Genomic DNA, 11,985 nt, shown 5'->3' on the forward strand with positions numbered 1-11,985 from the left:
ATGCTCTAAAAGTGAACGCGAGGTATAAAACCTCACCTACATCGTGCAAACAGCAAACCCGTAGGCGCGAATTTATTTCGCGCTTATGTAATTTAGCTTTAATACTTTAAAAGTGAAAGCGAAGTATAAAACCTCACCTACATCGTGCAAACACTAAACCCGTAGGTGCGAATTTATTTCGCGCTTATGTAACATGGCTTAAATGCTCTAAAAGTGAACGCGAGGTATAAAACCTCACCTACATCGTGCAAACAGCAAACCCGTAGGTGCGAATTTATTTCGCGCTTATGTAACATGGCTTAAATGCTCTAAAAGTGAACGCGAGGTATAAAACCTCACCTACATCGTGCAAACACCAAACCCGTAGGTGCGAATTTATTTCGCGCTTATGTAACATGGCTTAAATGCTCTAAAAGTAAAAGCGAGGTATAAAACCTCACCTACATCGTTCAAACACCAAACCCGTAGGTGCGAATTTATTTCGCGCTTATGTAACGTGGCTTGTATGCTTTAAAAGTAAAAACGAGGTGTAAAACCTCGCTTACTATATTCAAAAGCCCTATTTGATCGGTGCTATTTAAGCCGCGATTAAATAGGACTCTTGTCCTGAATGTTTGTTGCTGCGTTTAAACGAGCCTTTGCCTTTTTTAGCTTTAACTACTTGTGGTTTAAATAATTTAGAGGTGACCATCGCCGCTAGTGCATTGTGGTTTATAACGCCTCGCCCTGTATCTACCGCGCTGGTGTTTGCGGTTTTTGCTTTAGATTTTTTAGTCATATATTTCCTATCAACTAATGGTTATTTTAAGTTAAATAATAAAGAGGCTTTTATATTAGCCTATTTAAGAGATGGCGATTGTAGGCTTAATTTTCAACCGCGCAAGTATTTTTAATGCCCAACAGGTACTTTTTTAATAATAAAAAAGTATAAAAAAAGCGCAGTTAATAACTGCGCTTAATATTACTTAGTTTGCTTTACTTTTTTATAAGATAATTAAAAACTAAAGCTTACTTTTGCGTAGTACGTTCTGCCGTCAAAGCCGTATGGTAATGCGCGTACAGGGTATTTAAATGCACCGTTGGTGATAAAGTTAAGTACTTCGTCGTCGCCTAGCTCGTCTGGCGTTTCGTCAAATACGTTATCGGCACCTACCGAAAGCGCAAACATGTCGTTAATTTGGTAGCTCACGTTTAAGTCAACTAACACAGCAGATTCAACCGTACTTGTTGGTTTAAATGAACCGGTAGGCGAAAGCTCACCTGGTAATGAAATATGGTCGTTACCAAAGTATTTTACATCTGTTTCGCCAAAGTAGTTAAAGCGAATGGTTGATGTGTAGGCATCGCGCTCGTAGTCAAACGTAAGCGTTGCACGTTCGCTCGGTTGTCCGTCGGTAAAAAAGCTACGTTGTAAATCATCAAAAGCAACCGCTTCAGGAATACCGTCTTCAGCATTTACGCCGTCAATTTTAGTATCGTTTAGGTTACCTGCAAAGGTTACTCCTAAATTACCGCCTTCAACTTCAGTGCGGTACGATGCAATAATATCAACACCTTGCGTAGTAGAATCAACCGAGTTTGAGAAGTAGTTAGCTTGCACAGCTCCTGTTGCTTGTAGGGCTGCAACTGCTTCTGAGCTAAACGATACGTCGTCAGCCGTAAGTAAGCTGCCAAGCGTTATACGGTCTTCAATTTCTACGCGGTAAAAATCAACCGTTAACGAAAGCTCGCTTGTTACATCGTAAACAAAACCAGCACTGTAGTTTGTTGATGTTTCAAGCTCTAAGCTATCTACGCCTAACGCACTTGGGAAAGCTGTACCGGTGTTTGCAGTGAACGACTGCGTTAATGTACCGTCTGAACCTAAGTTAGTTGTAAAGGCTGTATAACCACTTTGTTGAAGTGATGGTGCTCTAAAACCAGTAGATACCGCACCACGTACTGCAAAGTCATCTGAAAATTCATAACGTGTTGCTAATTTACCAATTAAATCATCCCCTGCATCTGAGAAATCTTCATAACGTAGCGCACCACTGACGTTCCATGCATCGGTGATCATAGTTTCTACGTCTACATAAACTGCGTAGCTGTTACGGTCGCTGTCGTTAGCCGCTTCAGGGCGTAGGCCGTTATAAGCCTGAAAACCACACTGTGCAAATTGGTCCGGATCGTTTACTGATGGGTACGAGGTATCCATATTTGCTAGTCCACAGGCGTATGATGCTTCATCGCCAGGTACTATTTCGTAGTTTTCTTTACGGTATTCAGCGCCTACTGTTACATATAAAGGTTCACCACGGCCAATATCTACAATACCGTTTACATCAAGGTTAACCGTTGTTTGATCAAATCTAAAACCACCTGAGTAACCGCCACTAGGGCCTGAATTTGCTGCAATATCGGCATCGCTTGCACTTGGGTTATTAAATAAATACTCAGCCGCGTAAGAAGCGTTTAATGTATTGCGTGATGTAAAGTCGTATTGATTTTCACCATAAACAGCCGATACATCGTAATTCCAATCTGTGTTTATATCGCCTTTAAAACCAAGCGCGACTGAAATATCTTGTGCTTCGTTATATATGCGCGGTAAAAAACCATCGCTGTATACTTGTGTTACGTTTTTAGAGGCTTCGTTAAAGTTACGGTAAAAACCATTACCCAGCGCCGTGCGCTCTGAGTAGCCACCAAACGAGTAAAGCTCGCCGTCGCCCATTGGTAATGCCATGTTGTAAAATAACGACGTAAATTCACTTTCTGAGTTACCTTGGCCCCAGCGTACATCTTCACTTAACGTACCTGGTTCAACATTAAGCGAACCACCCGTATCACGCTCGGCGCGGTTAGTGCCATCGGCATCACGGTACTCAAGCGATAGGTTAATAAAGCCGCCTTCGTTGCCTAATTCAAAACCACGATTTAAACCTGCTGAAATAGTGTCGCCGTCACCTTCACTTGTGCCGCCGTATTGTACAAAACCCGTTGTAATACCGGTTGAGTTATTAAGAGATAAGTTAATTACGCCTGCAATAGCATCAGAGCCATATTGCGCCGCTGCGCCATCGCGTAATACTTCAACGCCTTTAAGGGCCGTTAGCGGAATGGCATTCATATCAGTACCCGCAGCGCCTGCGCCTACTGTACCGTTAAGGCCAAAAATTGATTGGTTATGGCGACGTTTACCATTTACTAATACAAGAGTTTGATCTGGCTGTAAGCCACGAAGTGTGGCGGGTCTAAATAAATCAGAACCGTCAGATACTTGTGTACGCGAAAAATTAAATGAAGGCGCTGTCGCTTGCAGGCTTTGGCCAAGCTCGGTAAAACCACCTTTGGTTAAATCATCTGCGTCAATTAAATCAATAGGAGAAGAAGACTCAGTAGAAGTACGGTTAGATACACGCGATCCTAATACAGATATTTGCTCAATGTTTTTAGCAGCTTGCACTGGTGCTTCTTCTGCGTTAACAATGCTTGGTGCGCTAAACGCGAAAGCAACGGCTACAGCAAGTGTGTTTAAACGGTATGTTGGCATAGTGACGACCCTGTTTTTTTGTGTTCTTATAATATGTGTGTGGTTATGGTGCTCATAACCTGTTGCAAACATCCTAGCAACATATGCAAACAAAAAGAAATGAAAAAAACTAAATATTTGGTCTAAGTATGCAAATAAATTTCAAGATAAGAAAAAACCACCTTTAATCGATTAAAATACATGCTGCAAGGGCATTAAACTTCAAAAAAGATCTGTTAACTTTTTATTTACATTGTGATTTTGTTCGTTAGTTTACGCTTTTAAAGGTAATAGGCAGCGGATGGTCGTACCTGTCCCTAATGTGCTGTTAACTTCTATTTTTCCGCCATGATCGCTCACCATAGCGTATACAAGTGTCATACCCATACCGGTACCTTCACCAACTTCTTTTGTTGTATAAAAAGGGTCAAACATATGCGCTATTGTGTCTTCACTCATTCCACAGCCATTATCTTTTACCTCAATACAGATATTTGTGTTTAGTTCAAAAATATTGACCTCAATAATGCAGCCTTTTTCTAAATCAAGCTCGCATGCTTGCCAAGCATTCATTAATAGATTTACAAAAATTTGATTAATTGACGATAAATTGCACCAAATAAGTGGTAGTGGTTCAAACCGCGTTTTTATCTCGCATAGTTTGAGTTTGTTACTTAATAATCTTAAAGCATTATTAGCACCCGTTGTTACATCGGTTAGTTGCTTATCTTGCGAGGAGGAGGGGTGGGCAAAGTTTAATAAGTCATGCACAATTTGTTTTATTCGTTTGAGTCCTTCAACGCTGTCGTTAACTTGTCCCTGCAAATTGTTATAAAGCCACGCATACGGATACTGTAAATTGAGTATGTCTATTTCGTGTTTAAAACGGCTCTCTTTAATTTCGTTGTTTAAGTATTGCTCGTTAAGTTTTAGCAACGTGATGAGCAAAGGGGTAGAATTTTGTAAGCTTTCTATATTACTCATTGCATAGGCAAGCGGGGTATTTATTTCGTGGGCTACGCCTGCACAAAGCGTTCCTAAGGTTGCCATTTTTTCGGTTTGCACAAACAGCATTTGCTGGTGTTCTAAATCGGCTACTTTTTTTTGTAATTCATTATTTATGGCAACTAAAACGGTGCTTTTATCTTTGAGTAATTGTTCTGCGGCCAAGCGCAGCTTTTGTTCGTTTAAAAAAGCACGTTCAAAATTACCATCTGATCCATTCATTCCTTTCATCCATATAGATAACTTTATACTTAACGTTTAGTCGTCTACATGTAAATTTGCAACTTTAGTGTGAGCATTTATCTACTTATAGATAATAACCACATTAAGTGACTTCTACTCTATATAAAAGGTAAGCATAAAAAGGTCACGGATGTTTTTTTAAGCTATTATTTAGCCAGAAGTAATTTAAAGGCGGCGCAATGACTCAAGCAACACCAAACACACCAATGAATCAGGTTGATGTACTTTGTATTGATGATGACGAAATAGTACTACGTACGTTAACACGACTACTTGAAGTAAATGGCTTAACGGTTATTGTTTGCGATAATCCGCAAAACGCACTAACACTTTTTAAAAATCATGAATTTGGTTTAATTATTAGCGACATGCGGATGCCAGTAATGAACGGTGCCGAGTTTTTAGAAAAAGCGCGTGCGCTGGCACCCGACACTCAACGCATTTTATTAACCGGTTACGCCGATATACAAACAACCCTAGCGGCTGTTAACCAAGGGCAAATAAATGGTTATATTCAAAAACCATGGCAAAACGACTTATTACTTCGAAGCATTAAAGATAGCCTAGAAAAATTTGCGCTAAAAAAGCAAAACAAAAAATTAGAAACACAAGTTAAGGCACAAAACCAAGAACTACTTGAGCTAAACAACACGTTAGAGCAACGAGTAGAAAAACGTACCTTACAAATCAAACAAGTTTTAAAAAAGCTTGAAGACGCCAACGAACGCGAAAAACAAGAGCACAAATCGACCGTTGAGCTGCTATATAATTTTGTTAATGCAAATCCTTACCTTGATGGCAATAAAGCACAAAATATTGCAAATACCTGCACACAAATAGCGCTTTACTTAAACCTATCGCAAAAAAGCATTGATCTTGCCCCAATGGCGGGTTATTTAGCACAAATAGGTTTGCTTGCTATGGACCCTGAACTTTATAAAAAACCGCTAAATCGGTTAAATGAGCAACAACGTAAGACCTTTTATACTCACCCAAGTACAGCACAATTAATGCTAATGCCAGCAATACATTTACACGATTTATCGGATGCTATTTATTATCAGTTTGAACGTTTTAACGGAAATGGAATGCCCAAAGGCCTTGCTGGAAACGACATACCGATAGGGGCTATGGTATTAGGTTTAGCGCGCGACTATTGGGATGCGTTTGAGCAGAGCAATGCAAGCGATGAAAAGCAGCGCCATGAGGATGCACTCGAAAGTGTAAAACTTTATAGTGGTTCGTTTTACCACCCTAAAATAGTTCGTGCGCTTGAAGCAAGCCATGCAAAACTACACGAACAAAAAAGTATCGCAGGATCAGTACTAATTTGTAATGCCCATGAGCTTAAAGAGCAAATGATACTCGGCCATGCTCTGCACAGCCATTCGGGTATAATGTTGCTGCCTAAAGGTCATGTATTTAGCCGTAAATCAATAGAAAAACTGCAGCAACTAGAATCTAAAAAACCAGCCCCATTTAGAATTATGGTTAAAACTGCTAAATGATTGATCTAAACGGCAGTTTTTTTCGTTACAATGTGCATAAAATACATTATTGAATTTGCTTGAAGGAGCACTCTGTGTCGCGATTTTCTGCGGTTACTGACAATCCCCATGATGGGCGTTTTAACCAAAAAACGGGAATACTGCTTACTAACCTAGGTAGCCCTGATGCACCAACAGCTGCTGCGCTTCGTATATACTTACGTGAGTTTTTATCAGATCCACGCATTGTAGAAATACCACGCCTAGTATGGATGATAATTTTACATGGCATTATTTTGCGTGTGCGCCCTAAGCGTTCGGCTAAATTATACGAAAGTATATGGACCGAAAATGGCTCACCGCTTACTCATATTACTCGCCAACAAAGCGTAAAGCTAAATATCTTATTAAAAGAACAAGGTTATACCAATACTGAAGTGGTAATGGCTATGCGCTATGGTAATCCCTCAATAGAGGCCGGCCTTGAGGAGCTTCGTGATAAAGGCTTAACGCGTATTATTATATTGCCAATGTATCCGCAATATTCTAGCCCAACCACGGGTTCAACGTTCGATGCTGTATCAAGCGTACTGAGTAAATGGCGCTGGGTGCCAGAGCTGCACTTTATTAATGGCTATCATAAAAACACCCGTTATATTGAGTCACTTGCTAATAGTATTAGTGAGGATTTAGAAGCGAATGGTATGCCACAAAAAATTGTTTTTTCGTATCACGGTATGCCTAAACTATTTTTAGAGCGAGGCGATCCGTACCATTGCCTATGTTTACAAACCACGCGTTTAGTTGTCGAAAAACTGGGCCTTGATAAAGACAAAGTAATTAGTACTTTTCAAAGTCGATTTGGTAAAGCCGAGTGGTTAAAGCCTTACACCGATGCAACCCTTGAAGCCCTACCTGATGAGGGTATTACCGATGTAGCCATTATCAGCCCAGCTTTTAGCGCCGACTGCCTAGAAACACTTGAAGAGCTAGAAGGCGAAAATCGTGAAATATTCGAAAACGCAGGCGGCAAAAAGTACCGTTACATAGCGGCACTAAACGACAGAGACGACCATATAGAAGCTGTGTTTGATGTTATAAAACCTATGTTGTAACCCAAGCTTACTAAAGTATATAGCTAAATATATTTCGCATTAAGCGGTGTTAAAATTAACACCGCTTTTTTTGTTTTTAGGGCTTTTAAAATATTTAGTTAATTAATTCACAAAGAGCTTAAGAGGCGCTGCGCTTTTAGAGTGAGTGATAAAACATAAAAATACTGTTTTTGTTTTTGGCTTCCTCATTTACTCCTCTTTTACTTCTCATTGTGCAAATAAAAGCTTTTAAAGGGCTAATTAATTCACAAAGAGGTTAAGAGGCGCTGCGCTTTTCGGAGTTTTTCAAGTTAGTTGTCGCATCAAGTTAAATTTTATGCCGCCCGCATTGCTTCTTTTTTTTCTGGATTTAAATTTACTTCATTGATCATTGTCCAATCTCGAGATTTTCCTGACCAACGACTTGGGTTCTGTAATTTCGCCATTTCATTTACCTGATGACGTTTCGCTAGTATCGCTTTATCTAATCCTAAATGACGCTGGTTTGGCGTGACAAATTTAATACCGCTGTGCAAGTGCTCATCGTTGTACCAATCAACAAATCCGCTAACCCACTTTCTTGCGCTACCCATGCTTTCAAAGGCTTTCTCAGGGTATTCCGGGCGATACTTTAACGTCTTAAATAGCGATTCAGAATAAGGATTATCATTACTCACAGACGGTCGGCTAAATGAAGGAACAATACCTAACTCCTGCAATGTCGCTAATAACGTTGCCCCTTTCATTGGACTGCCATTATCCGAGTGCAGTGTGACTTGCTCAGGCTTTACCTGCTCTCGCCTGCAAATATCTACCATTAAATCAGCCGCCAGTGTGCTTAGTTGTGTGTCATGAACCTGCCAACCAACTATTTTTCGACTATAAATATCCATCACTAAATATAAGTATAAAAACTGACCTTTAACAGCTGTTGGCAAATACGTGATATCCCATGTATAAATTTCGTTTACACGTGTTGCCCTGAGTGCTTTTGGCTTTTTTATCTTTTTATTTGGTTTAACTTTTTCTCTGTGTGTTAATAATTTATGCGATTTCATAACACGATAGAACGAACTTTCTGATGCTATCCACACACCTTTATCCAATAGTTTAGGGACTATCTTGCTGGGTGGTAAATGTCCATATTCTATTGAATTAACAGTCTTAATTATACGCTGTTGCTCTAATTCAGTTAGCCTGTTAGGTGGTCGCTTTATCGTACTTGTTCGCTTATCTGTCATATCATCAGCTTCAATCCAGCGTTGAATTGTTCTTGCCGTTAGACCAAGTAACTCACATGCTTTTTCTTGCCTTGCCCCTGATTTCTGCGCGTCGGTAATGAGCTTTATCAATTCATGACGCTCAGTTGAGCTGGTTAATCGTCCTCGTTGAAACCCCAGAGCGCATCGGCTTTTTTTTTGAGTACGAGTAAGGCGGCTGTTTCTGCTAACGCTTTGTCTTTACGATTAAGCTCTTTTTGAAGCTGCTTAATTTCTTGTTTGAGCTGTTTACTGTCTGATTTTACGGGCTTCGTTGAAGGCCCTTTAGCAAAATTTTTCTTCCACTGCTCGATATGATGTGGGTAAAGCCCTTTACTACGGCAGTATTCATTAACGGCTGTGTCATCCAAACGTCCACATTCAATAATTGCGTTAAGTCTTTCTTCAAGATCCCAGTCTTGTGGTCGTTTTTCTGATGTCATTTGGCTGCCTGTATAGTCCGTTTCAAGTTCATGGTTTTTAGCAAGCGCTATCCAACGTTGCAAGGTTGAATAACCGATGCCTAAATCAAGTGCAATATCTTCTAGGCGAACATCATCACATTGAGATAATGCTTTTTCAACAGCTTGAACTTTAAATTCTTGTGTAAATCGACGTCTCATTTTATCTGCCTCTATTAAAAGTTAGAGGCGACAACTATCCTGACACAGGGGGTTTTAGAGTAGTGATAAAACATAAAAATACTGTTTTTTGCTTTCTCATTTACTCCTCTTTTACTTCTCATTGTGCAAATAGAAGCTTTTAAAGGGCGAATTATCCACAAAGAGGTTAAGAGGCGCTGCGCTTTTAAAGTAAGTGATACATATTGGCCGATCTGGTTTTTCTCAGTTATTACTGATTACTTTATCTTTGTGAAAGAAATTACTTCCCTAGATTCAAATTGTAAGTGCATAACTTGTTTTGGCTAGATTAAGTGGTCAGTTGCTCATAAGCTAACTGCTTTTTCTCCGGCAAGAGATTTTACAATGAGACATTACAAACAACTGACCTATGCGCAAAGATGCCAGATCGCCGTTCTAAAGAAAAGCGGTTTTACGCAACAAAGTATTGCTGAGCTAACTAATTTATCGCAATCTACGATTTCAAGAGAGCTTTCTAGAAATACAGGTAAGCGAGGTTACAGACACAAACAAGCTCATGAGCGGGCTTTGTTTCGCCGAAGAAGTGTAAGAAAACCGCTTAAGATGACACCTGAAATGATAGCTTTAATTACCCAGAAGCTTAATGAGAAGTGGAGTCCTGAACAAATAACGGGATGGTTACGCAAAGAAAGTGAACGGTCTGTCAGCCATGAATGCATTTATCTGTATATCTGGGAAGATAAAAAAGCAGGTGGTGAGTTATACCTACATCTGCGCCGACACGGTAAGAAATATCACAAGCGCAGTCATGGTAAAACAAACCGAGGGCAAATAAAAAATCGCGTTAGCATTGAAGATCGCCCACAAATAGTTGATGAGAAAGGCCGTATCGGAGATTGGGAAATAGATACCGTCATAGGCAAAGGTCATCGAGGCGCCCTTGTTACCATTGTAGAGCGGGTTACCCAATTCACTGTATCAACTCAGGTGGCAGGAAAAACAGCGGAAGCCGTCACTGCGGCGACGATAGAACTATTAAGGCCATATAGGTCAGCGCTTCATAGCATCACAGCTGACAATGGAAAAGAGTTCGCTTATCACGAGCAAATCACAGAGGCTTTAAGTGTACCTGTTTATTTTGCTCACCCTTATCACTCATGGGAGCGCGGATTGAATGAAAACACGAATGGATTACTACGTCAGTATTGGCCGAAGAGCACAGATTTTAAGGCGGTAACACCAGCACAAGTTATACCCGTACTTGAGCAACTTAATAATCGTCCGAGGAAGACACTTGGATTTGAAACGCCTGCAAAATTGATGCAGGATCACTTGGCGGCTAAAGCCGCCTAAACGTTATGCACTTCAGATTTGAATCCGCGTTATATTTTTAATAATAATTAAAATAAAAACGTATTGCGGAGGGGAAGAATACCTAAGCAACAGCAATTAAACGCTATCGCTTAAAGTATAAATCAATCGCTTTAGTGAGGAGCTCGTCGAGTTGTTCTTCAAATTCTTCAATATTAATATCAAAGTGCTTTAAGTAAGCTCGAGCCTGCACAAGAGATAAATTACGGCTGTTAACGCTATATTGTCGCTCGTCTATGGCTTTATCGTAACGAGGTAAAAATACAAATTGGCCATAAAATGGTGACTTAATATGTTTATTTGCAAAACGACAAAAATCTTCAACATGCTCAGCACCCTTAGGGCCAAGGCAACCGGGCTCGATGCGATACATTAAGCGAATTTTTTTGTCGTCATTTATTTGCATATAAAGCCTTTATCTAAAAAACAGTACGCGTACTATTTTTCCATCTTTAATTTGGTAACTCGAAATCAGTTCTGAGCGTTTATCAACTACCTTTTCGTCAGTTGAGCAGGTTTCTGATAGTTCGTGATCAATCACTATATCACCGTGCACTATGCGCTTAATTGGTGATGAGTGAATACACTTTAACTTTTTAAACATTAGCCCATAACGTTCTATTAGTTTTTCTTTACCTTTAAATAATAGCTCATTAGGGAAAATATAAAACTCAACATCTTCGGCATATACACGAAGAAACTCTTCAATGTTACGCGCGTTATATGCTTTAACTAACTGCTCAACCACCGCAAGTGATTCACGCGATTGCTTAGCTTTAGTTTGTTGCTTAACTGTCAGCGCTTCTTTTGCTTGCGTAACTGCTTTTTCAGCTTCGGCTACAGCCACTGCTTTTTCTATTTTATTTTTAGGCTTTTCAGTAGGTTTAATCTGCTCGTTACCCAATACCTTTGAATCGTCTGGTTTAGTCGCATCAATTGTTGGCTTTTTAAGCTCAGGTGCTTTGTATTCAAGCGTATTTACTTTGTCGTCAGCTTTGACTTGAGTTACTGATTGCTCATCTTCAACTTTTGGTTTTTCAGCGTTTGCTTGAGCTTCAACTTGCTGCTCTTTTTGCTCAGGCTCGCTTTGTTCTGCGGCGTAAGTAATAAGCGCAACGGTGGTAATTAACGAGGCAAAAATAATAGATAACGGTTTCATAACTTTCCTAAAATGAACACTAAACACGTGTAATACCAATTACATTAAATAAGCGATCTATTATAGCGTCAAGAAAATAGCACAATAACAAGGCGAAAATTGTGACATATAGTTGTTCTATATGAATAATATTTAACGCAGTTAGTGAGTTATTTAATGCGATAGAATGATCATATTTTTGATAATATTGGTATAAGGATGCAACATAGCAAATTTTAACGTTATCGGGTAGTTAATACCACCACTGTAGC

Annotated in this window: 9 protein-coding genes; 3 read left to right on the plus strand and 6 right to left on the minus strand. The window is 39.7% G+C overall.

The features are described 5' to 3' along the window. Positions 1–577: 577 nt before the first annotated feature. The 3 genes from arfA to PARC_RS17960 form a co-directional block, all read right to left on the minus strand. Positions 578–778 (minus strand): ribosome alternative rescue factor ArfA, encoded by a 201-nt coding sequence (arfA, locus tag PARC_RS17950; protein WP_007583517.1) that lies wholly within the window; start codon positions 776–778, stop codon positions 578–580. A 216-nt stretch (positions 779–994) separates the two neighbouring features. Next, positions 995–3,535: a TonB-dependent receptor plug domain-containing protein gene (locus PARC_RS17955; protein WP_010555236.1), complete on the minus strand. Its 2,541-nt coding sequence runs from the start codon at positions 3,533–3,535 to the stop codon at positions 995–997. A 252-nt stretch (positions 3,536–3,787) separates the two neighbouring features. Beyond that, positions 3,788–4,741: a sensor histidine kinase gene (locus PARC_RS17960; protein WP_007583514.1), complete on the minus strand. Its 954-nt coding sequence runs from the start codon at positions 4,739–4,741 to the stop codon at positions 3,788–3,790. A 200-nt stretch (positions 4,742–4,941) separates the two neighbouring features. Here PARC_RS17960 and nosR point away from each other — a divergent pair, with 200 nt between their 5' ends. Both nosR and hemH read left to right on the plus strand, forming a co-directional pair. Further along, positions 4,942–6,270, plus strand: a complete 1,329-nt coding sequence (gene nosR, locus PARC_RS17965) for a response regulator c-di-GMP phosphodiesterase, NosR family (RefSeq protein ID WP_010555237.1) — start codon at positions 4,942–4,944, stop codon at positions 6,268–6,270. Between the two features lie 74 nt (positions 6,271–6,344). Then, on the plus strand, positions 6,345–7,364 hold the full coding sequence (gene hemH, locus PARC_RS17970; RefSeq protein ID WP_010555238.1) for a ferrochelatase: 1,020 nt from the start codon (positions 6,345–6,347) through the stop codon (positions 7,362–7,364). A 314-nt stretch (positions 7,365–7,678) separates the two neighbouring features. On the opposite strand, the gene PARC_RS17975 is transcribed toward hemH, so the two are convergent. Further along, positions 7,679–9,225, minus strand: a protein-coding gene (locus PARC_RS17975; RefSeq protein WP_096058077.1) for an IS3 family transposase whose coding sequence is annotated in 2 segments (ribosomal slippage) — positions 7,679–8,766 and positions 8,766–9,225 — 1,548 coding nt in all. Because the reading frame shifts where the segments join, the coding sequence is not laid out codon by codon here. A 363-nt stretch (positions 9,226–9,588) separates the two neighbouring features. Here PARC_RS17975 and PARC_RS17980 point away from each other — a divergent pair. Beyond that, positions 9,589–10,557, plus strand: coding sequence for an IS30 family transposase (locus tag PARC_RS17980; protein ID WP_096058078.1), 969 nt, complete (start codon positions 9,589–9,591; stop codon positions 10,555–10,557). A 103-nt stretch (positions 10,558–10,660) separates the two neighbouring features. Here PARC_RS17980 and PARC_RS17985 read toward each other — a convergent pair whose 3' ends face one another. Both PARC_RS17985 and PARC_RS17990 read right to left on the minus strand, forming a co-directional pair. Continuing rightward, complete coding sequence (locus PARC_RS17985; RefSeq protein ID WP_010555512.1) at positions 10,661–10,981, minus strand: hypothetical protein; 321 nt, start codon at positions 10,979–10,981, stop codon at positions 10,661–10,663. Between the two features lie 9 nt (positions 10,982–10,990). Next, positions 10,991–11,734: a nuclear transport factor 2 family protein gene (locus PARC_RS17990; protein WP_007583507.1), complete on the minus strand. Its 744-nt coding sequence runs from the start codon at positions 11,732–11,734 to the stop codon at positions 10,991–10,993. Between the last annotated feature and the right edge of the window lie 251 nt (positions 11,735–11,985).

The sequence above is a fragment of the Pseudoalteromonas arctica A 37-1-2 genome, from assembly GCF_000238395.3.
Lineage (GTDB): Bacteria > Pseudomonadota > Gammaproteobacteria > Enterobacterales > Alteromonadaceae > Pseudoalteromonas > Pseudoalteromonas arctica.